Raw genomic sequence first — 20,931 nt, 5'->3', positions numbered from 1 at the left:
GAACCCCATGCCTCAACCGCGTCCCTACAAAGTTGCACTCAACGGCTACGGCCGCATTGGTCGTTGCGTCTTGCGTGCTCTGTTCGAGCGAGGGGCGGCGGCCGGGTTTGAAATTGTGGCGATCAACGATTTGGCCGACATGGCCAGCATCGAATACCTGACACGCTTTGACTCCACCCACGGCCGCTTCCCCGGCGAAGTGCGGGTTGTGGGCGATTGTCTGCATATTAATGGCACCTGCGTGCAGGTCTTGCGCAGTGCCACCCCCGAAGGCATCGACTGGAAAGCACTGGGCGTTGACCTGGTGCTGGAATGTTCCGGTGTCTATCACACCCGTGCCGACGGCCAGCGTTTTCTCGATGCCGGCGCACCGCGTGTGCTGTTTTCCCAGCCGATGGCCAGCGAGGCGGATGTCGACGCCACCATCGTCTACGGCATCAACCAGGATTGCCTGACCGGCGATGAGCTGCTGGTGTCCAACGCGTCCTGCACCACCAACTGCAGCGTGCCGCTGTTGCGCCTGCTGGATCAGGCGATTGGCCTGGATTACGTGTCGATCACCACCATTCACTCGGCGATGAACGACCAGCCGGTGATCGACGCCTATCATCATGAAGACCTGCGCCGCACGCGCTCGGCGTTCCAGTCAGTGATTCCGGTGTCTACCGGCCTGGCCCGTGGCATCGAGCGACTGTTGCCGGAACTTGCCGGGCGAATCCAGGCCAAAGCCGTACGGGTGCCGACGGTGAACGTGTCTTGCCTGGACATCACCATGCAAACCGTCAGCGACACTGACGCGACGGAGGTCAACCGGATCTTGCGCGACGCCGCCACCAGCGGCCCGCTCAAGGGCTTGTTGGCCTACACGGAGTTGCCGCACGCCAGTTGTGATTTCAACCATGACCCGCATTCTGCGATTGTCGATGCCAGCCAGACCCGCGTTTCCGGCCCCAGGCTGGTGAACATCCTGGCGTGGTTCGACAACGAATGGGGCTTTGCCAACCGCATGCTGGATGTTGCAGGGCACTATCTGCACATCGCTACTAAACAACCTCAACAGTAATTCAGGAACTGCGACCCATGACCGTGTTGAAGATGACCGACCTCGATCTGCAAGGTAAGCGCGTACTGATTCGCGAAGACCTCAACGTCCCAGTCAAGGACGGTGTTGTCACCAGCGATGCGCGAATCCTGGCCTCGCTGCCGACCATCAAGCTGGCCCTGGAAAAAGGCGCGGCCGTGATGGTCTGCTCCCACTTGGGTCGCCCGACCGAAGGTGAGTTCAGCGCCGAAAACAGCCTCAAGCCTGTAGCCGACTACCTGAGCAAGGCCCTGGGCCGTGACGTGCCGCTGGTAGCCGACTACCTGGGCGGCGTTGACCTCAAGCCTGGCGACATCGTGCTGTTCGAAAACGTGCGCTTCAACAAAGGCGAGAAAAAGAACAGCGACGAGCTGGCCCAGCAATACGCGGCCCTGTGCGACGTGTTCGTGATGGACGCTTTCGGCACCGCGCACCGCGCCGAAGGCTCGACCCACGGCGTGGCCAAGTTCGCTAAAGTTGCCGCGGCTGGCCCGTTGCTGGCTGCTGAGCTGGATGCATTGGGCAAGGCGCTGGGTGCTCCGGCACAACCGATGGCTGCCATCGTGGCCGGCTCCAAGGTTTCCACCAAGCTGGACGTGCTCAACAGCCTGAGCACCATCTGCAACCAGCTGATCGTCGGCGGCGGCATCGCCAACACCTTCCTGGCCGCAGCCGGGCACCCGGTGGGCAAATCGCTGTATGAGCCAGACCTGCTCGACACTGCCCGCGCCATCGCCGCCAAAGTCAGCGTACCGCTGCCGGTGGACGTGGTGGTTGCCAAGGAATTCGCTGAAAGCGCCGAAGCCACCGTCAAGCTGATTGCTGACGTGGCGGCTGACGACATGATTCTGGATATCGGCCCACAAACGGCGGCTAACTTCGCGCAACTGCTGAAAGCCTCCCAGACCATTCTGTGGAACGGCCCGGTCGGCGTGTTCGAGTTCGACCAGTTCGGCAACGGCACCAAGGTGCTGGCCAAGGCGATTGCCGAAAGCTCGGCATTCTCCATCGCCGGCGGTGGTGACACCCTGGCCGCCATCGATAAATATGGCGTTGCTGACCAGATCTCCTACATTTCTACCGGTGGCGGCGCATTCCTCGAATTCGTCGAAGGCAAAGTGTTGCCGGCTGTTGAAGTGCTGGAAACCCGAGCCAAAGGTTAAGGTTCGTGATCCGGAAAAGGAGCATTCGCATGATCAAGTCGTTGGCACTGGTGATCGCAGCGGGCCTGTTGGCCGGCTGCGGCAGCACGCCAAGCGCTGCGCTCGAGGCCGAAAAGCCTGGGGCTGCGCCGAAAAAAAGCTGCTACCAGGCCGACTGGCAAGCCGAAACCATGCCGGTGATCAACAAGCGCATCGGCAATGAACGGCTGGAACAATACGACGCCGCGCCCAACGGTCAGGAACAGGGTTGCCCATGACGGGTCTGATCAACTAACCGACAGCAGTGGCGGCCCTTGGGGCCGTCGTTCGAGGAGTGGCAATGAAAGGCGTTATCGCCCTGGCAGCCCTGGCCTTGTTGGCCGGTTGCAGCAGCATGAACATGTTCAACAAGGCGGCTGAGCCGGCAGACAAATGGACCACCTGGACCTGCGACAGCAAGGCCGAGGTCAACTGGCGCTTTGCCAACCCGGCCCGTTCCGAAGTGGATGTACGCCTCGGCGGTGCGGACCAGGTTTATCGCCTTAAACAAGAGGTTGCCGCCTCGGGCGTGTTGTACAGCGACGGCCAACTGGCGTTTCACACAAAAGGTGAGGAAGGCCTGGTTTACTGGGTTGCCACCGATGATTTGATTGGGCGCGGCTGTAAGGCTCAGTAAGAAGATCGAATGGGAGAGCAGATTGTGTGGCGAGGGAGCAAGCTCCCTCGCCACATCAAGCCAGCTCCCACATTGATCCGGTTCCAAAGTCACTTATGTGTAAACCGGACACTGCAATAACGATTCAGCAGCTCAAGCTTAACCCCTTGATCTGCAATAACTTGAATAGCAGCCGCCGCTACGGCAGGCTTGCACGATTAACGACCCTCGACCGGGAGAGACAACACAATGGCACTTATCAGCATGCGTCAAATGCTGGACCACGCAGCCGAGTTCGGCTACGGCGTCCCAGCCTTTAACGTCAACAACCTTGAGCAGATGCGCGCCATCATGGAAGCCGCTGACAAGACCGACTCCCCCGTGATCGTCCAGGCTTCGGCCGGTGCGCGCAAATACGCTGGCGCCCCGTTCCTGCGTCACCTGATCCTCGCGGCGATCGAAGAATTCCCGCACATCCCGGTGTGCATGCACCAGGACCACGGCACCAGCCCTGACGTGTGCCAGCGCTCCATCCAACTGGGCTTCAGCTCGGTAATGATGGACGGCTCCCTGGGCGAAGACGGCAAGACCCCGACCGACTACGAGTACAACGTACGCGTGACCCAACAAACCGTGGCCATGGCTCACGCCTGTGGTGTGTCGGTTGAAGGCGAGCTGGGCTGCCTGGGTTCGCTGGAAACCGGTATGGCCGGCGAAGAAGACGGCATCGGCGCCGAAGGCGTGCTGGATCACAGCCAGATGCTGACCGACCCGGAAGAAGCCGCTGACTTCGTGAAAAAGACCCAAGTTGACGCCCTGGCCATCGCCATCGGCACCAGCCACGGCGCCTACAAGTTCACCAAGCCACCTACCGGCGACGTGCTGGCCATCGACCGCATCAAGGAAATCCACAAGCGCATCCCTAACACCCACCTGGTGATGCACGGTTCTTCCTCGGTCCCGCAAGAGTGGCTGGCGATCATCAACCAGTACGGCGGCGACATCAAAGAAACCTACGGCGTGCCGGTTGAAGAAATCGTCGAAGGCATCAAGTACGGCGTGCGCAAGGTCAACATCGACACCGACTTGCGTTTGGCATCCACTGGTGCGATGCGTCGCCTGATGGCCACCAACCCGAGCGAATTTGACCCACGTAAATTCTTCGGCGCCACCGTGACCGCCATGCGTGATGTGTGTATCGCGCGTTACGAAGCCTTTGGCACTGCCGGTAATGCTTCGAAGATCAAGCCGATCTCGTTGGAAGCCATGTACCAGCGTTACCTCAAAGGTGAGTTGAACGCCAAGGTGAACTGAGCCTTAAGCGTTTAAAAAGAAGCCCGCAGCGATGCGGGCTTTTTTGTGGCCGCATGTTATAGACGGAAGGTGGTTGAAATGTCCGCCATAGTGGACATAATCATGATTAATACTTTAAAAGTCCTATATGGGTGACATTTTGCTTATCACCAATCCTCCCTCATTTGGCGAACGGCTGAGACAGCTGCGGCGGGCAAAGCAGTACAGTCAGCAACAGCTCGCGGAAAAAGCTCGATGCAATCGCAAGACAATCATTGATCTTGAAGCGGGGGAGAATGTGGCTATGTATACCGTATTCAGGGTGATTACCGCATTGGGAATGGCACTGGAGGTGGTTGATCGGCGCATCGACCTCAAATCCCTTGCCGAGTTGGTAGAGCGCGATGAGTAAGATCAAGCTGCTCAACATAACCACGCCCCAAGGCATGGCGGGCGAGCTGTCCAAAGGCTCACAGTTTTCGTTCGCCTATGCCTCGGCGCAGGCTTCGTCTGAAGTGTCATTGGTAATGCCCTATGACCCGACGCCTGCGGTCAGCAACGTCCTGCATCCGATTTTTGATATGAATGTGCCGGAGGGTTTCCTGGCTGATCAGATTAAACGTCGCATGGCCAAGCATAGGCAGGTGGACGAAATGCGTTTGCTGTCGATCATTGGTGGCAATCAGATCGTGCGATTGAGTTACGAGAACCCCGTTGAAGCTTCTGCACCGGTGAAAGCGCAAGTGGGGTTGCAGGAAATCCTTTCTGCGGATGCCTCACAAGGCGTATTCGACTTCCTGGTCGAGACCTACTTTGAGTCAGGTATTTCCGGGGTGCAGCCGAAGGTGCTGGTACCTGATCTGGATAAGCTGACAGGCAGTCGCAAAACCATGCTCAGTTCTGATTTGATCGTGAAGTCCGGCGCTGATGAATATGCACACTTGGCTCAGAACGAATTCCTCTGTTTGGAAGCTGCTCGCCTTGCCGGCATGCAAACTCCGCGTTTCTGGCTGTCGGAACGGGGTGATCTGTTTGTCATGGAGCGCTTTGATCTGACGGAGTCTGGCAGGTTGGGATTCGAGGATATGGCAGTGCTGTTGGGACTGAACAAAGATCCTCACGACAACTACAAGTATTCCCAAAGTTACGAAACGCTTGCTGCGGTGATAAATGAGGTTTGCCGGCAGGGTGATGTGCTGCGTGAACTCGAACGTTTTTATTCATCTGTGTGCTTGTCGGTCATGGTGCGCAATGGCGATGCTCATCTGAAAAATTTCGGTGTGCTCTATACCCATCCCGGTGCGCTGGAAACCGTGCAGTTAGCCCCTGTGTTCGATGTCACAACGACTACCGTGTATGAAAATTACAACCCTAAGTCTGGTCAGTCACTGGTCGACCGTACCTTGGCGATCAAGATGAACAAGGTAAAGGCCTACCCGGATCGCCAGCAATTGATCGAGTTCGGTCGCAAGCACTGTGGTGTTGCAAACCCAGGCGCGATTATTGAGCGAATTAGCGATGCCATGTCTGAGGCGCTAAGCGCACATAAAGTACACATAGACGTTGAGCTGTTTTCAACGATGCAGAAGGAGTGGGACGCCGGCCGCGCAATGGCGCTTCATGATTCGGTGGTATCGGGCATGAGACGAAAGCCAGTGGAAAAACGGGTGCCATAAATACCTGTAAAGAAGCCCGCAGCGATGCGGGCTTTTTTGTGGCCGGGATTTGATCAGGCGGCGGTGTCGAAGCCTCGGTGCTCAATGACGCGGAACACATCGCTCACGTCCTGCACCAGAATACGTGCGGTATTGGCCACGTTATTCAGGTCGCGCTCGGCGAAGTCCGGCAGGCTGGAGCAGGCCATCAGGTTGAGGTGTTCGAGGGCGGCGTTGAGGCGTTCGCGCAGGCAAGCGTGGAGGTCGGGCAGTGGGGCGGCGCTGTCGATCAAGAGCACGGGTGAGTCGGTGGCGGACTCGGTACAGGGGTAGAAGCGGCGGGGTGGTAATGGGTCGGTCATGCAAATATTCCTCGTATCTAGAAGGACTACCGCCGATCGCTGCGAAACGAATGGGTGGTAGCTGTGTGCGGGTTCGCAGACCGAGGATACGAGGAACCCGGCAGACCCGAAGGTCTCCCACACACAGCCACCATAAAGTAAACGTTGGGCGCAGGAGCGCACCTCGTTGCATTCATGATGCTCGGTTACACACGTATCGTTAGGGCTGCGAAACCCTATCGCTGTTCTCAGCGACGGGGCGAACTATAAGCGGCGATCTGTCTGCCCGCAACGGTCGTGTAGGACGAGCACGTCACCTGCAGCCGAAGCATAACCCATGTGGGAGCCGGGCTTGCCCTAATGCCAGTCAGTTAAGCGAACGAAATGCTCAAAGCAGCGAAGATCCCCTGTGGGAGCGGGCTTGCCCGCGAAGACGTCGGCCCAGCAAACATTGATGTTGACTGACCCACCGCTTTCGCGAGCAAGCCCGCTCCCACAGGGGATCTGCGCTTAACTGACTGGCATTAGGGCTGCCCGCGATGGCGGTGTGTCAGGCACTGCTGATGGTGGCTGATACACCGCCATCGCGGGCAAGCCCGGCTTCCACAGGGTTCGGTGGTGAGTTTAAGTGGTTGGATTAATCTGAGAATAGCCTTTGTGTCTGTCGGAGTTTGCCTACGAATATCATCGACTCAAAAGTGCTTTGCAATCGGAAGTTTCCTGAAACCCGTCAGTAGAATTCCCTGTGTCTTTATAGTTTTTCTGTTTTATGTGTGCGCCATTAAAAGTGCGCTTTTATCAGTCTCTGATCATTTAAGGTTGATCTTTAAATGTATTCAATGATGGAGAATTGATAATGAAATTGATTAAATTCGCTGGCGCTATCATCGCGTTGCTCGCAGCAGGATCTATTGCCTACGCCGAGGGTCGAATATTCACCGCATCTGTTAACGAAAAGGGGCAAGTTACTGCACAGTCGCCTAAGTGGCTGAAAGAGATTAAGTTGACCGCGCAGCCTGATTATTTTTCAATCTATAAGGTCAGGTTCATACCGGGCGTATTTAAAGAACCTCCCCGTTTCTGCACGGTCTCGGTCACCGATGTGAGATCCAACGAACATATCTTCTATGGCCATGCCAAGTTGGGCAGTGTTCCGGCGATCAATTACATTAACGTATTGACGCTCAAAGTCGGCGATAACAAACCCGCCGGTGATTCATCGATGGGTTTTATGCTGATGTGCGTTGAATAACCCTACTCAGAAGCCCCGTGATTAACGGGGCTTCTCTCACGCTTTACTCGTGATCAATATCCAGCTTGGCAAACGTTACCCGTGCGCCTTCCTTACTGTCGCCGCTGTTGTCCTGCACATACACGCCTGCCTTGAAGTACAGCGGTTTGGCACCCCACGCGGCGCCAATGCGTTCGTTCCATTCGCCATCTGCGGCGTGCACATTGAGCAACCCGGCTTTATTGAGGTTGATCACGTAGGTAAAACTCTTGTTGAGTGGCACATTGGAGGCAACGGTGACCACACGCCCCTCGCCATCATCCGGGCGCATGCGCACCTTGGCGACGATGTTGCCGGTCTGGGTTTTTTCCTTGAATTGGTACTCCAGCTTGATCAGCGGTTTCTGGCTGTCATACGCGTGGATCTGGCCGATGACCACTTTGCCGCTGGAGGGCACCTGGTTGACGGCCACGGTGGCGCGCAGGAAGTTGTTGGCCTCGTTGTAAGTCCAGTTGCGCAGGCGCCCATCGGCGTAGGTTTCGCGTAACTCGCTGCGTGGGTAGATGGCGTTTTCGGTACGGGTGCCGGTCACGGGTGTCCAGAATTGCACGTTGCTGCCTTCGGCCTGGAAGTACTGGTCTTTGAAGCCGCTCAGCAGCTTGGGGGTGTCGATGGTCGTGGGCGGGGAGCCGACCGGGATGCTCAGGTTCCAGGTGGAAAGGTCGATCATGGTGTTGGCCTTTTACAGAGAATGAAGGCTTTAGCCCGAGGGCTGCGCAGGTTCTTTATAAGCGGTAGTAACCAAATTGTTAATTAATGGCTGGCAAATTATTGGCGTCAGCTAAATGCCAAAAAGCCATGTTTCCCGCAGGCCGTGGGCTGTAGGGCTTGACCGTTAGTCGGCTTCCTGAGCTTTGGCGCAATGATGGCACCCACGTCACTTCTGCTTTTTTTAAAGCGGGGCTAGAGTGAGCCCTCTGTGTTTGTCCGGTTTTTGTAGCAGAAGTGACCGGTGCAGCCCCTCAAGGAAGAGACGTAGCATGGATTGCGCTCCACACCCCGGCGATGGCAGTTCGGTTCTTTTGGTAGTTGATGACTACCCCGAGAACCTCATCAGCATGCGTGCGTTTTTGCAGCGTGAAGACTGGCACGTGATCACGGCCGCCTCCGGGCTGGAAGCCCTGGAATTGCTGCTCGCCCACGAGGTCGACCTAGTGTTGCTGGATGTGCGCATGCCCGGCATGGACGGCTTTGAAGTCGCACGCCTGATGCGCGGCAGCCAGCGTACGCGCATGACGCCCATTATCTTTCTGACAGCCCACGCCCAATCGTCCGATGCCGTGCAGGAAGGCTACGCCAGCGGTGCGATCGACTATCTGTTCAAACCTTTTGACCCCCATATCCTCAAGCCCAAGGTCCAGGCCCTGCTGGAACACCAACGCAACCGCCGGGCCTTGCAGCGGCTGAGCCATGACCTGGAGCTGGCGCGTGCCTTTAACGCCTCGGTGCTCGACAACGCCGCCGAAGGCCTGTTGGTGGTGGGCGAGGGCAGTGTGATCGAGTACGCCAACCCGGCTATTTCACGCTTGTTGAACGCCACCATGGCCGAGTTGCAGGGCGAGAGCTTCTTGAGCTTCCTGCAAAAGCCCCATGTGCCCGCGTGGTTGAGTTTCCCGATGTACGAGGCGTACTGCCGGGGTGAAACCTGGCGCCAGCATGACGCAATCTTGCGCACCGGGCGTGGTCAGCAGGTGCCCGTGGCGTTGTCCTGTGCACCGCTGCCCGCCGAGCAGAAGGCCATGGTGGTGACCGTGCTGGACATGTCCGAGGTACGCCATCTGCATCAGCAGTTGGAGTTCCAGGCCGTGACCGACCCGTTGACGGGGCTGTTGAACCGGCGTGGCTTTCACCAGGCAGTGGAGAACCTCTTGTTGCGCAGCGAGCGTAACGAACAGTCGCTGGTGTTGCTGTACCTGGACCTGGACGGTTTCAAGCGGGTCAATGACTCGTTGGGCCACGACGCGGGCGACCGTGTGCTGCGCTGGGTCTCGGAGCAGATGCAGGCGTGTCTGCGCTCCTACGACATTCTTGGGCGCATGGGCGGGGATGAGTTCACCGCGTTGCTGGAGCTGGAGTTCCCGGAGCAGGCCGCCAAGATTGCGGAAAAACTGATCGAAAGGGTGTCTGTGTGCCAGCAAGTGGACGGTATGGAGGTGATGCTCGGCGTCAGCATTGGCATCGCCACGTTCCCGGACTGCGGCTCCGACCTGAGCGGCCTGTTGCGTGCGGCGGATATCGCCATGTACGAAGCCAAGCGCGCGGGGCGTCAGCAATATCGCTATTACGATCAGGAAATGAACGGCCGCGCCCGTTCGCGGCTGATGCTGGAAGACAGTGTGCGCACCGCGATCCAAAACAAGGATTTCACCCTGGTCTACCAGCCCCAGGTCTCGCTGGAAGACGGGCGCTTGCGCGGTGTCGAGGCGCTGTTGCGCTGGCAGCACCCCAGCGTCGGCGATGTGCCGCCGGGCTTGTTCTTGCCCCTGCTTGAAGAGGCGCGGCTGATCAGCCAGTTGAGCGCCTGGATCTACCAGCAAGTCGCTGCCCAACGCCAGGCCTGGCAAGCCACCTTCGATGAAGAGCTGGTGCTGAGCGTGAGTTTGAGTGCCAGCCAGTTCAACATGCCCAACCTCGCCAGCCAACTGCAGCAGGTCCTTGAGCGACATGGGTTGCAGGGGCGCCAGCTGGAGGTGGAAATCAGCGAAGACAGCCTGATGAGTAACCTTGAAGAGACCCATAAGCAGCTCAAGTTACTGCGCCAGATCGGCGTGCGCATTGCCCTGGATGATTTCGGCCTTGGCCAATGCTCCCTGGCCCACCTGCGGGACCTGGCGTTCGACACGCTCAAGCTCGACCCGCAACTGGTGGCGCGCCTGCCGGGCTCGGTACGGGACGCGGCGATGGCGCGCAGTATCATCCAGTTATGCGCGCATTTTGATGTGTTGGTGATCGCCGAGGGTGTGGAAACCCTCGAGCAGTCAACGTGGCTCAAGGCCAATGGCTGCATGTTTATCCAGGGGCCGTGGGCGGCGCAGCCGTTGGTGGCCGAGGAAATGGCCACGTGGTCCCACCCTCGTCTGCTGTGAATTCGCTACACTGGCGGCCATTCGAACCCTGTTGCAGAGCCCCATGACCGCGCTGAAATACCTCCAGGCCTACCCCGCAGCGCTTCAAGAGCAAGTGCGCCAATTGATCGCCAAGGACCAGTTGGGCGCCTACCTGGAGCAACGCTACCCCGAGCGCCACGGCGTGCAGAGCGACAAGGCGCTATACAGCTATGCCCTGGCGTTGAAGCAGGAACACCTGCGCAACGCGCCGGCCATCGACAAAGTGCTGTTCGACAACCGCCTGGACCTCACCCACCGCGCTCTGGGGCTGCACACCACGATTTCACGGGTGCAGGGCGGCAACCTCAAAGCCAAGAAAGAGATCCGCATTGCCGCGCTGTTCAAGGAAGCCGCGCCGGAGTTTCTGCGCATGATCGTGGTGCACGAGCTGGCGCACTTCAAGGAGTCGGACCATAACAAGGCGTTCTATAAACTCTGTGAGTACATGATGCCGGGCTACCATCAGGTGGAATTCGACCTGCGGGTGTACCTCACGTATCGCGACTTGCAGGGCAAGCCCTAATTTCACAAGGCGTTCGAGCATGGATGTGAGCAAGACCAAAAGCAGTTTCTACCGCCGCCTGTACGTGGCCTACCTGATCGACAGCGGCCAGGCCAGCAGCGTGCCGGCACTGACCGACGCCACCGGCATGCCACGACGCACGGCGCAGGACACGATTGCGGCGTTGGCTGATCTGGATATTGTGTGCGAGTTCGAGCAGGAGGAGGGTGCGCGCAATCATGCCGGGTGTTATCGGATTCGCAGCTGGGGCGCGATTGATCGGCGCTGGATCGAGGCAAACCTGGTGTCGATCAAGCAGGTGTTGGGTTATCCCTGAGCAGGGTGCCAAGCAAGTCTGGCCTCATCGCAGGCAAGCCAGCTCCCACACTTGAAGTATTCGCAATTCAAAGTGTGGGAGCTGGCTTGCCTGTGATGGCGTCCTTACTGGCGCCGCATACCAATATGGGGAATGTCGTCCTCCAGGTATTGCTCACCCGCCACCTCAAACCCATACCGCCCGTAATACCCCTGCAAATGCGCCTGGGCTGACAGATAAATCGGCGTCTGCGGCCAGATGTCTTCAATGCGCTTGAGCGCTTCTTCCATCATCTGGTGCCCCAGCCCGGTACCGCGTGCCACCGGTGCCACGATCACCCGGCCAATCACCACATCACCGCCCTGGGATTGCGGGTCCAGCAGGCGCAGGTAAGCCACCAGCACGTCATCTTGCCAGGCCATCAAGTGGTGGGTATCACTGGCGAGGTCCTGCCCGTCGAGGTCTTGATACAGGCATTTTTGCTCGACGACGAACACCTCATTGCGCAGACGCATAATGGCGTACAGCTGCTCTTTGCCGAGGTCTTCGTGATGTTTGCAGACCCATTCAACCGTCATGGCGTTTTCCCTTATTAATGTTTGTTGCCGATAGTAAGCGCCACCGGCCGCCCTGTCTAAAGCGAGCATTTTTGTGAATGGCGTCAATTTGCCATCATTCAGTTCTATCGCTGCTGGCTTCTTTGTGTAATCTGCAATACGGGCTCATTGATGAGCTACTGTTATCAGGCCACTGCCTGCCTGCCCGCCAAGGACTATGAGCATGCCGCGATTTTCTCGTGCCGTTGCTTTGATTGGAGTGTTGCTGCTGGCCCAGCCCGCGGTGGCGCAGCGCTTGCGCCTGGTAGCGGATGTATGGCCACCGTTTACCGATTCCACCTTGATTAACGGCGGCCTGGCCACTGACATTGTCAGTACGGCGCTGGCCCGCGCAGGGTATGCCAGTGATTTTGAGCAGGTGCCCTGGGCGCGGGCGTTGATGGGCGTGGGCGATGGCCGTTATGACGTGTTGATCAACGCCTGGTACGACGATGCCCGCACCAAGCTGGGCCAGTTTTCCGGCGAATACCTGATGAATCGCGTGCGGTTTATCAAGCGCCGCGACGACCCCATCGATTATCAGAACCTGGAGCAACTGCACGACGATCCCATCGCCGTGGTGCGCGGCTACGCCTACTCGGCGGCGTTCGACCAGGATGCGCAGTTGCAGAAAGTACCGGTGCATAACTTCGCCATGGCGGTGCGTATGCTGGCGGCCAAACGTGTCAAGCTGACGCTGGAAGATGAGTTTGTAGCCCGCTATCACCTGGCGCGGGAGTCGCCCCGGGTGCGCAATGCGGTGGAGTTTTTACCCAAGCCGCTGAGCGAGAACAGCCTGCATATTCTGGTGAGCCTGAAGAACCCGGAGCATGAGCAGATCGTGGCCGGCTTTGATCGGGAGATTGCGCGGATGAAGGCAGATGGCAGTTATGCAAAGTTGATGAAAGAGCATGGGATGTAGTGTTCTGGCGGGCCCCATCGCAGGCAAGCCAGCTCCCACATTTTGAATGGCGAACACCTTCAAAGGTGGGAGCTGGCTTGCCTGCGATGACGATTCAAGCCGCGCTGGTGTCTTTGATCAGATGCGCCGCCAACGTGCGCAACGGCCCCAACTGCCGGCAAATCAACGCCAGTTGCGTCTGCACCAACCGCTGCCCCTCATCAATCTCATCGGGCATCTGCTCCAGGTCCGCCGCCAACGCTTCTTCGGCATCACTCTGAATCGCGATCGGCTGCTTGTTGGCCAGCCCCGTGGCGATTTCGTCGATACTCGCCGCCAGGCTGTTCCCGGCGCCGTCGATCAGATGTTCACGCACGTCGGCCGGTAATTGAGTCTCCCGATGCGCACCCAGCCCGGAAAGGTAGCTGAGCAAGGTGTGCGACAACACCAGAAAGCGGAAGCCCACATCGGCCTCCTTACGGAAATGCCCAGGTTCCATGAGCATATTCGCCAGCGTGGTGGACAGCGCCGCATCGGCGTTGTGTGCATTGCGCCGCGCCAGCCGGTAGGCCAGGTCGTCGCTCTTGCCGGCGGCGTATTGCTGCATGATCTGGCGCAGGTAAATGCTGTTGCAGGTCAGGGTGTTGGCCAGCACCTTGTTCAGGCGCCGGCCTTGCCAGTCCGGCAGGAACAGGAACACCGCCAGGCCGGCAATCAAACTGCCCAGCAAGGTATCGAACAGGCGTGGCAGGAACAACCCGTAACCGTCGCCCACCTGGTTGAAGCAGAACAGCACCATCAGGGTGATCGCCGCCGTGGCCAGGGTGTAGCGGGTGGTGCGGTTGATAAAGAACACCAGGCCTGCGGCGATGGCGAACATCGACTGCACCAGCGGGCTTGGGAACAGGTCGAACAGCGCCCAGGCCACGGTCAGGCCGATGGCGGTGCCGATGATCCGCTGGCCCAGCTTGCGCCGCGTGGCGCCGTAGTTGGGCTGGCACACGAACAGGGTGGTGAGGATGATCCAGTAACCCTGGGAGGGGTGGATGAGGTGCACCATCCAATAGCCGATACTCAGTGCCAGCGGCAGGCGCAGGGCGTGACGGAACAGCAGTGACGTCGGCGTCAGTTGCGTGCGCAGGCGCGTCCACATTTCCTTGAGGTTGCGCGGGGCACGGTCCAGCAGGCTGCTGTCGGTGGCGTCGGCCAGGGAGTCGGGGTTGCTGGCATCGCCGAGCAGGCGATCAAGGGTGGACAGGTTGGCGGCCAACGCCCGCAACGAGCGCAACAGGCCGCGCCAGGCCGGGTTGCTCTGGATGCGCAAGTGCTCCAGGGAGGCGTTCAGGTCGCCAAGGGCTTCAGCAAAGCTGTCGTCATAAATGAACGGCTGGCGCAGCTGGATCGATTCGGCCAGGGCCTGGCAGGCCTTGCCTTGCTGGCGCAACAGGCGCTGGCAGCGGAACAGCACGTCGCTGTGGAAGAAGGCTTCGGCCAGGGCGTTGTAAGGGTAGTGGGACGAGCTGGCGCGTTCGTGGATATCCTGGGCCAGAAAGTACAGTTTCAGGTAACGGCTGACTTTCGAGCCGGGGCGGCCATTGCCTACGCGGTGCAGGATGATTTCTTTGGCGGCATTCAGCGCCGCCACCACCCGGCCGTTTTGCTGGGCCAGTTCCAGGCGGCGCGCTTCCACATCCAGTTGGCGGACAGGCTCGAACAGTGACGATTTGAGCTTGAGGTAACGCCCCAGCTCGCGAAACAACCGTGCCAGGCTTTGCTGCACCGGCTGGTTGGAAAACAGCACCTGCCACAGCACCGACAGCACGCCATACCACGCCGCACCGGCCACCAGCAGCAACGGCTCATGCCAGAAGTCGGTGACGGCGCCACCGCGCTGGTCCACGCCGATCATGGTGTACACCGACAGAATCAACGTCGCTGAAGCAATCGCGCCATAACGTTCGCCCAACGCGCCGAGCATGGTCAGGCAGAAGCTGGCCAGGGCCAGGGCGATGGCGAAGATCCAGGGATAAGGAAACAGCAGCTCAACCGACAGCGCGGCGACGCTGAAACACACCAGCGTCACGGCCAGCGCATTCAGGCGGCCTTGCCAGCTGTCATCGGTCTCGGCCAGGGCACTGGCGATAATCCCCAGGAACAGCGGGATCAGCAAGGTCATTTCGTTCTGATACCAGCACAGCGCCATGCTGCCGGTGAGGGCGATGAATACCCGAACGCTGTAACTGAATTTATCCAGCGCCCACAGGCGCCGCATGGACTGCTTGAACGAGGTCGATGACATGAAGTCTGGAGTCTTCCGGGACGATGCCGCTAAATTGAGCCAGTAATGACGCTACGGCAAGCGTGGCGATCACATGTAACAGCGAAATTTATTCCAGCCAACATCTTAAGAACACCACGAAACTACTGTGGGAGCTGGCTTGCCTGCGATAGCGGCGGTGAATCCAACACCGCTATCGCAGGCGAGCCAGCTCCCACATGTTGACCGCGTACAACCTTCAGGCGTATTGCGCGGCTGCGTAACCGGAAGCCCAGGCCCACTGGAAGTTGAACCCACCGAGGTGACCGGTCACATCCAACACTTCACCAATAAAGTACAGCCCCGGGCTTTTCAGCGATTCCATGGTCTTGGACGACACTTCCCGCGTGTCCACGCCACCCAGCGTCACCTCGGCCGTGCGATAGCCTTCGGTGCCCGCCGGCACCAACTGCCAGCTCGACAGCTTTTGCGCAATGTCGGCCACTTCGGCGTGGGTGTATTGCTTCATCGGCTTGGACACAAACCAGATCTGCGCCAACAGGTTGGCCATTTTCTTGGTGAAGATCTCACCCAGCAGGGTTTTCAGCTCGCTGTTGGGGTGCTCGACCTGTTGCTGTTGCAGCCAGGTGTGCGCGTCGTGATCGGGCAGCAGGTTGATTTCCACCGTGTCGCCGGTTTCCCAGTAGGACGAAATCTGCAGGATCGCCGGGCCACTGAGGCCACGGTGAGTAAACAGGATGTTCTCGCGAAAGCTCTGGTCGTTGCAGCTCACCAGGCAATCCACGGATGTGCCGGACAGCTCGCCGCACAGTTCCTTGAGTTGGTCGGTGATGGTAAACGGCACCAAACCTGCGCGGGTCGGCAGCAGTTCGTGGCCAAACTGCTTGGCCACCTGGTAACCAAAACCGGTGGCGCCCAGGGTCGGGATCGACAGGCCGCCCGTGGCGATCACCAGGGATTCGCAGCGCAGTTCGCCCAAGGTGGTTTGCAACTGATAGCCGCCGTCGACTTTGGCGATTTCCTCGATGGAGGTGTCCAGGTGCAGGCTCACGCCGGTCTGGATGCATTCATCGAGCAGCATGCCGAGGATGTCGCTGGACTTGTTATCGCAAAACAGCTGGCCGAGTTTTTTCTCGTGGTACGGCACGCCGTGCTTGGCCACCAGCCCGATGAAATCCCACTGGGTGTAGCGGGCCAGGGCCGACTTGCAGAAGTGCGCGTTGTGCGAGAGGAAGTTGGCCGGCTCGGTGTACATGTTGGTGAAATTGCAGCGGCCACCGCCGGACATCAGGATCTTTTTGCCGGCCTTGTTGGCGTGGTCGATCAGCATCACCTTGCGCCCACGCCCGGCGGCGGTCAGTGCGCACATCAAGCCTGCGGCGCCGGCGCCAATGATCACAACTTCGGTCGAGCGCAAAACGGTGTCCTCTTACAAATTCTGAAGTGGAATACAGTCAAATGTGGGAGCGGGCTTGTTGTGGCGAGGGAGCTTGCTCCCGCTGGACCGGGCTGGCGCTCCAGTGCGAAGCGCTCCCAAAATCGTGGGGCCGCTCCGCAGCCCAGCGGGAGCAAGCTCCCTCGCCACAACAGCCCGCTCCCACATTTAGATCTCTGTATAGCTTGAAATCTTTACAAGATCCGCACGCGCAACGAGCGGCCTTTGATCTTGCCGTCATTCAAACGCTGCAACGCCTGCTTGGCGATCCCGCGCTCAACAGCCACGAACGCCTGGAAATCAAAGATCGCGATCTTGCCAACCTGGGCCCCCGGAATCCCGGCGTCACCGGTCAGTGCGCCAAGGATGTCGCCTGGGCGAACCTTGTCTTTACGGCCGGCGGCGATGCACAGCGTGCTCATCTGTGGCAGCAACGGGCCGCCGCTTTGCGGCTTGAGGTTGTCCAGTTGGTCCCAGTTCAGCGGCGACTTTTGCAGTTGCTCGATGGCTTGGGCGCGGTGCGCTTCGGAAGGCGCCACCAGGCTGATGGCGATGCCGGTCTCACCGGCGCGACCGGTACGGCCTACGCGGTGGATATGGATTTCCGAGTCGCGGGCCAGTTCGACGTTGATCACCATGTCCAGCGAGTCAATGTCCAAACCGCGCGCTGCGACGTCGGTAGCGACCAGCACCGAAGTACTGCGGTTGGCGAACATCGCCAGTACCTGGTCACGGTCGCGCTGCTCCAGGTCGCCATGCAGGCCGACGGCGGAAATGCCTTTGGCCGTCAGGTGATCCACGGTTTCCTGCACTTGCTGCTTGGTAAAGCAGAACGCCACGCACGACGCCGGGCGGAAGTGCGCCAGTACCTTGGTCACTGCGTCCATGCGCTCTTCCGGAGAGATCTCGTAGAACCGCTGTTCGATCTGGTCGTCGGAGTGGAAGGCTTCGGCCTTAACCTGCTGTGGCGCACGCATGAACTTGGAGGCCAGCTGCTTGATGCTCACCGGGTAGGTGGCCGAGAACAGCAGGGTCTGGCGGCGTGGCGGGGTCTTGCTGATGATGTCTTCGATGGCGTCGTAGAAGCCCATGTCGAGCATGCGGTCGGCTTCGTCGAGGATCAGCGTGTTCAGGCCGTCCAGCACCAGCGAACCTTTGCGCAGGTGTTGCTGGATACGGCCCGGTGTGCCGACGATGACGTGGGCGCCGTGTTCCAGCGAGGCGATCTGCGGGCCGAGGGACACGCCGCCGCACAGGGTCAGTACCTTGATATTGTCTTCGGCACGCGCCAGGCGACGGATTTCCTTGGCGACCTGGTCGGCCAGCTCACGCGTCGGGCACATCACCAGCGCCTGGCAGCCGAAGTAACGCGGGTTGATCGGGTTCAACAGGCCGATGCCGAAGGCGGCAGTCTTGCCGCTGCCGGTCTTGGCTTGGGCGATCAGGTCCAGCCCCTTGAGGATCACCGGCAAGCTTTGCGCCTGGATCTGCGTCATCTCGACGTAACCCAGCGAGTCGAGGTTAGCCAGCATGGCGGCGGACAGGGGCAAAGTATTAAAAGCGGTGGCGATGGTAGTCACGGGACTGGCTCTGCAAAACAAAATGTCGCGCAGTGTACCAGCCCTGTGGGATTTTCCCTGCAAGTTCTAGACGAGAAGCCTGTTAATGCTCAAGGTCGTGCTCGCGGCTGACGGCCCGTTTGCCGTCTTTTGGCGACAGTTGCAGGAAGATCGCCGCTGCCAGCATGGCCATGATGCCGACGGTAAGGAAGGTCAGTTGGAACGCGCCCAGCACGCTTTCCACGCCGTCATTGCCCGCTTCGCCAGTAAAGCCGCCGAGCAAGGCACCGGCACACGCCACGCCCAGGCTCAAGGACAATTGCGCCACCACCGAGAGCAAACTGTTGCCGCTGCTGGCCTGGGCGTCGTCCAGGTCGATCAGGGTGACGGTGTTCATCGCGGTAAATTGCAACGAGTTGATCGCGCCCAGCACCGCCAGCATGCACAGCAGCAGCGGGTAGGGTGTGTGTTCGCTGACCAGGCCCATGCTGGCCAGCATGATGCCCAGCGCGAGGGTGTTGCCGGTGAGCACAATGCGATAGCCCAGCCGCTCGATCAGTGGCCGGGCGATGGACTTGGCAAACATCGCCGCCGCTGCCAGGGGCAGCATGCTCATCCCGGCTTCGGAGGGCGAATAACCCAGTGCCACCTGCAGTAGCAACGGCACCAGAAACGGCAGTGCTCCGCTGCCCAGCCGGGCGAATAGGTTGCCGAGGATGCCCACGGCAAAGGTGCGGGTCTTGAACAGCACCGGCGAGAACAGTGGGTTGTCGATATGCCCGGCACGCAGCCAGTACGCGGCCAGGCAGGCGAGCCCGCCAAACAACAGCAACATCACCCGCAGGTGCGGCAGGTGCAGTTCGCCCAGGCCTTCCATGGCGATGGTGATCAGCACCATCGCCGCGCCAAACAGCACAAACCCCACACTGTCAAAGCGCGTGCGTTCGCTGCCGCGCAAGTCGGGGATAAGTTTCCACACGGCGTAGCAACCGACCATACCCACCGGCAGGTTGATCAGGAAGATCCAGTGCCAGGTCAGGTATTGCACCATCCAGCCGCCCATGGTCGGGCCGAGCAAGGGGCCGAGCAGGCCGGGTATGGTGATGAAGCCCATGATGCGTACGAGTTCGGAGCGCGGATAAGCGCGCAAGACCACCAGCCGCCCGACCGGCAGCATCAGCGCACCGCCCAAGCCCTGGATGACCCGCGCGCCGACCAGCATGGTCAAGCTGCTCGACAAGGTGCACAGCAAGGAGCCGATGCTGAACAGCATGATCGCGCCGAAGAAGATTTTTTTGGTGCCGAAGCGGTCGGCCACCCAACCCGATGCCGGAATCAGCAAGGCGACGGTGAGCATGTAGGCGATCACCACCCCTTGCATGCGCAGCGGGTTTTCCGCCAAGTCCCGCGCCATGGCCGGCAGGGCAGTGTTGAGAATCGTCCCGTCCAGCGACTGCATGAAGAAGGCAATCGCTACCACCCAGGGTAGCCAGCGGGCGGTCTTGGCATCGAGAGGGGCGCGATTCGGCATATGAACCCTTTTTATTAGCAGGCTATGTGTCGGCGATTATGCGCCATCCGTCGCCCCTTTTCCCACTGGCGGTTCGTCTAATTCCGACAGTGTTGCGTGCTCTCCCACCAGGAAATCCAACAGCGCACGGTGCACCGACATGGCCGCTTCGCGCGACTCCAGGTCGAGCAGATGGCCGGTGTGTTCGGCGACCGCAAAGCTGCTGCGGCCGACATAGCGCTTGAACAACTGGGCCTCGGCCGCCGGCGTGTATTCATCCAGTGCGCCGTTGAGGAAGTGCACCGGGGTTTCGATCCGGGTCAGCGCCGGCAGGTAATTGCCATCGCCCAAGGCCAGCACCTGATGGATATGGAAACGCGCCTGGCGGTACTCGGTGGTGGCCATGCTCGACAGGTGTCGATGGTTGTTGCGCTTGAGCCGCGGCGACAGGTATTTGCCGACGGTCTCATTGAGCAAGTGGCCGACGGCGGATTTGTCATCGGCTTCGATCAACACGCGTACACGCTCCACATAGTCGAGCATTGCCTGGTTGAGGTTGGGCGCCAGGGCCATCACTACCGAGCTTTGGATTGAGGGTGGATTGTGGGCCAGGGTCAGCAAGGTGGAGATACCGCCCCAGGAGGCCGACACCAGATGGTTGACCTCGAAGCGCTCTACCAGGGCGCGCAGGATTTGCACCTCGTCGTCCTTGGTCACAAGGTCGAGGTCGGTGTTGTGCTCGCGCGAATAGCCGGAGAAGGGCAGGTCGAACAGCAGCACATTAAAATGCTCCGCCAGGCATTTGCTGGTTCGCGCGAAAGAGCGCGTGGTAGACAGCGCGCCGTTGACCATCAACACGGTGTTTTTTTTCGAATCGTTTCCTAGCTGCTCAACATGAACGTTGTAGTGCTTGAACAGCTTCTCTATGACAAAACTTCCATGATTCATGTCAACGCTCCAGCTTGCCCTTCCCGGGCAAGGTCGTGCTCTCGTGGGATAGGTGGCGGGATGCCACTAACCGTTATAACGAGGTTTTTTGCGGGCGACAACAGGCCGCACGGGGAGAAGTGTTAGATGGGATTTTGCGGTAGGAAGGGATGAGGCGAGGTGTCTGAAATCAATACAAGCCTATGTGGGAACAGGCTTGTCAGGGAGCAGGTTTGTAAGGGAACTGGCCTATGTGGGAGCTGGCTTGCCTGCGATGGCATCACTGCGGTGTGGCTGACACACCGAGGTGACTGCATCGCAGGCAAGCCAGCTCCCACAAAA

At 59.4% G+C, this 20,931-nt stretch carries 20 protein-coding genes; 12 read left to right on the top strand and 8 right to left on the bottom strand.

Annotated features, from left to right (window positions below):
• The first annotated feature begins 7 nt into the window (after positions 1–7).
• The 7 genes from epd (at position 8) to PSH96_RS27170 (ending at position 5,847) form a co-directional block, all read left to right on the top strand.
• The gene (gene epd, locus PSH96_RS27200) at positions 8–1,063 is read left to right on the top strand and encodes an erythrose-4-phosphate dehydrogenase (RefSeq protein ID WP_305456305.1); all 1,056 of its coding nucleotides are present in this window, start codon (positions 8–10) and stop codon (positions 1,061–1,063) included.
• 17 nt (positions 1,064–1,080) lie between these two features.
• Positions 1,081–2,244, top strand: a complete 1,164-nt coding sequence (locus PSH96_RS27195) for a phosphoglycerate kinase (RefSeq protein WP_305456304.1) — start codon at positions 1,081–1,083, stop codon at positions 2,242–2,244.
• 29 nt (positions 2,245–2,273) lie between these two features.
• Positions 2,274–2,501 carry a hypothetical protein gene (locus PSH96_RS27190; RefSeq protein WP_305456303.1) on the top strand — a complete coding sequence of 76 codons (228 nt, stop codon included), beginning with the start codon at positions 2,274–2,276 and terminating at the stop codon, positions 2,499–2,501.
• Positions 2,502–2,563: 62 nt separating this feature from the next.
• A complete protein-coding gene (locus tag PSH96_RS27185; RefSeq protein WP_305456302.1) occupies positions 2,564–2,899 on the top strand; it encodes an MliC family protein in 336 nt (111 codons plus the stop codon).
• A gap of 228 nt (positions 2,900–3,127) precedes the next feature.
• Positions 3,128–4,192 (top strand): class II fructose-bisphosphate aldolase, encoded by a 1,065-nt coding sequence (gene fba / locus PSH96_RS27180; RefSeq protein ID WP_003177554.1) that lies wholly within the window; start codon positions 3,128–3,130, stop codon positions 4,190–4,192.
• A 127-nt stretch (positions 4,193–4,319) separates the two neighbouring features.
• On the top strand, positions 4,320–4,583 hold the full coding sequence (locus PSH96_RS27175) for a helix-turn-helix transcriptional regulator (protein WP_244657743.1): 264 nt from the start codon (positions 4,320–4,322) through the stop codon (positions 4,581–4,583).
• Positions 4,576–5,847 carry a type II toxin-antitoxin system HipA family toxin gene (locus tag PSH96_RS27170; protein WP_305456300.1) on the top strand — a complete coding sequence of 424 codons (1,272 nt, stop codon included), beginning with the start codon at positions 4,576–4,578 and terminating at the stop codon, positions 5,845–5,847. The genes PSH96_RS27175 and PSH96_RS27170 overlap by 8 nt, the downstream gene beginning before the upstream one ends.
• A gap of 53 nt (positions 5,848–5,900) precedes the next feature.
• Here the strand turns inward: PSH96_RS27170 and PSH96_RS27165 are convergent, their stop codons facing one another.
• Positions 5,901–6,188, bottom strand: a complete 288-nt coding sequence (locus PSH96_RS27165; RefSeq protein WP_017139393.1) for a hypothetical protein — start codon at positions 6,186–6,188, stop codon at positions 5,901–5,903.
• 835 nt (positions 6,189–7,023) lie between these two features.
• Between PSH96_RS27165 and PSH96_RS27160 the strand changes: the two genes are divergently transcribed.
• Positions 7,024–7,419 carry a hypothetical protein gene (locus PSH96_RS27160; RefSeq protein ID WP_305456299.1) on the top strand — a complete coding sequence of 132 codons (396 nt, stop codon included), beginning with the start codon at positions 7,024–7,026 and terminating at the stop codon, positions 7,417–7,419.
• A 43-nt stretch (positions 7,420–7,462) separates the two neighbouring features.
• On the opposite strand, the gene PSH96_RS27155 is transcribed toward PSH96_RS27160, so the two are convergent.
• Positions 7,463–8,128, bottom strand: coding sequence for a polysaccharide lyase family 7 protein (locus PSH96_RS27155; RefSeq protein ID WP_056857748.1), 666 nt, complete (start codon positions 8,126–8,128; stop codon positions 7,463–7,465).
• A gap of 310 nt (positions 8,129–8,438) precedes the next feature.
• On the opposite strand from PSH96_RS27155, the gene PSH96_RS27150 reads away from it, so the two are divergent.
• From PSH96_RS27150 to PSH96_RS27140, 3 genes are read left to right on the top strand one after another with little or no spacing between them, the layout of a single operon-like run.
• Positions 8,439–10,544, top strand: a complete 2,106-nt coding sequence (locus PSH96_RS27150; RefSeq protein ID WP_305456298.1) for a bifunctional diguanylate cyclase/phosphodiesterase — start codon at positions 8,439–8,441, stop codon at positions 10,542–10,544.
• Positions 10,545–10,587: 43 nt separating this feature from the next.
• Positions 10,588–11,088: a M48 family metallopeptidase gene (locus PSH96_RS27145; RefSeq protein ID WP_017139389.1), complete on the top strand. Its 501-nt coding sequence runs from the start codon at positions 10,588–10,590 to the stop codon at positions 11,086–11,088.
• Between the two features lie 19 nt (positions 11,089–11,107).
• A complete protein-coding gene (locus PSH96_RS27140; protein ID WP_236370270.1) occupies positions 11,108–11,404 on the top strand; it encodes a helix-turn-helix domain-containing protein in 297 nt (98 codons plus the stop codon).
• Positions 11,405–11,508: 104 nt separating this feature from the next.
• Here PSH96_RS27140 and PSH96_RS27135 read toward each other — a convergent pair whose 3' ends face one another.
• Positions 11,509–11,961, bottom strand: coding sequence for a GNAT family N-acetyltransferase (locus tag PSH96_RS27135; RefSeq protein WP_305456296.1), 453 nt, complete (start codon positions 11,959–11,961; stop codon positions 11,509–11,511).
• Between the two features lie 202 nt (positions 11,962–12,163).
• Between PSH96_RS27135 and PSH96_RS27130 the strand changes: the two genes are divergently transcribed.
• Positions 12,164–12,901 (top strand): ABC transporter substrate-binding protein, encoded by a 738-nt coding sequence (locus PSH96_RS27130; RefSeq protein WP_305456295.1) that lies wholly within the window; start codon positions 12,164–12,166, stop codon positions 12,899–12,901.
• A 94-nt stretch (positions 12,902–12,995) separates the two neighbouring features.
• Here the strand turns inward: PSH96_RS27130 and yccS are convergent, their stop codons facing one another.
• The 5 genes from yccS to PSH96_RS27105 form a co-directional block, all read right to left on the bottom strand.
• Positions 12,996–15,179, bottom strand: coding sequence for a YccS family putative transporter (yccS, locus tag PSH96_RS27125; protein ID WP_305456293.1), 2,184 nt, complete (start codon positions 15,177–15,179; stop codon positions 12,996–12,998).
• Between the two features lie 217 nt (positions 15,180–15,396).
• A complete protein-coding gene (locus PSH96_RS27120) occupies positions 15,397–16,575 on the bottom strand; it encodes an NAD(P)/FAD-dependent oxidoreductase (protein ID WP_099550370.1) in 1,179 nt (392 codons plus the stop codon).
• 212 nt (positions 16,576–16,787) lie between these two features.
• Complete coding sequence (gene dbpA, locus PSH96_RS27115; protein WP_232626477.1) at positions 16,788–18,125, bottom strand: ATP-dependent RNA helicase DbpA; 1,338 nt, start codon at positions 18,123–18,125, stop codon at positions 16,788–16,790.
• A gap of 130 nt (positions 18,126–18,255) precedes the next feature.
• Positions 18,256–19,683 (bottom strand): multidrug transporter subunit MdtD, encoded by a 1,428-nt coding sequence (gene mdtD / locus PSH96_RS27110; RefSeq protein ID WP_305456290.1) that lies wholly within the window; start codon positions 19,681–19,683, stop codon positions 18,256–18,258.
• 36 nt (positions 19,684–19,719) lie between these two features.
• The gene (locus PSH96_RS27105; RefSeq protein ID WP_305456289.1) at positions 19,720–20,610 is read right to left on the bottom strand and encodes an alpha/beta fold hydrolase; all 891 of its coding nucleotides are present in this window, start codon (positions 20,608–20,610) and stop codon (positions 19,720–19,722) included.
• Between the last annotated feature and the right edge of the window lie 321 nt (positions 20,611–20,931).

It is taken from the genome of Pseudomonas sp. FP2338 (genome assembly GCF_030687515.1).
In the GTDB taxonomy this organism is placed as follows: Bacteria; Pseudomonadota; Gammaproteobacteria; order Pseudomonadales; family Pseudomonadaceae; genus Aquipseudomonas; species Aquipseudomonas salomonii.
Note: the sequence above shows the minus strand (reverse complement) of the source record. Positions and strands in the feature narration are given on the sequence as shown.